This window comes from Thauera sp., assembly GCF_035444905.1.
Classification (GTDB): Bacteria; Pseudomonadota; Gammaproteobacteria; order Burkholderiales; family Rhodocyclaceae; genus Thauera.
In genome coordinates this window covers 1-488 of sequence record NZ_DAOMPS010000163.1, presented here as the reverse complement: position 1 = coordinate 488, position 488 = coordinate 1, and the positions used below count along the sequence as shown (strand labels likewise).

General features: G+C 49.0%; 1 pseudogene. It reads right to left on the bottom strand.

Annotated elements, in window-relative coordinates:
- Positions 1-339: pseudogene (locus tag PLC66_RS22830) on the bottom strand (IS982 family transposase); the annotation flags it as partial.
- Positions 340-488 lie beyond the last annotated feature (149 nt).

The following is a 488-nucleotide window of genomic DNA, read 5'->3' as shown; positions in this document are numbered from 1 at the left end:
CAGCAATGGAAATCCCGTCACACTGGCCTTTGAGCATCTCGAACAAGGCTGCCAAAGGAGCTACACAGCGGGCAGGAGTTCCACACATCGTTGATAGCTCGGCAGCTTTGGAAACTCAGCCTGCCAGTGACGACACACGTAAACCAGGTAAAAACTCTTGAACTGGCGAAAGCGCAATTGATGGAACAAAACAGTTAAGGTCATTAACTCCGATAAGCTCAACTTGCTGCGGCGTTTGCGCTTTTTTATCCCGGCTTCCAGAAGATGGTGCTCTAAAGCAGGCTCGAACTGGTGGCAGAAATCATCTATGAGACAAAAAAGTTCGGTTAAACTGTCCATGAGCGTCTCCAGGATGCGATCGATTTGTTTGTGGAAACATAATCTTACGCAAAAAGGCGGGCGCTCAACTCCTCTTTTCTTATCCTGAACTCAGGTTACGTATAAACTCCGCTTTTTACTCGGCGTTAGCGCCTCGCCCTACGGGCCAG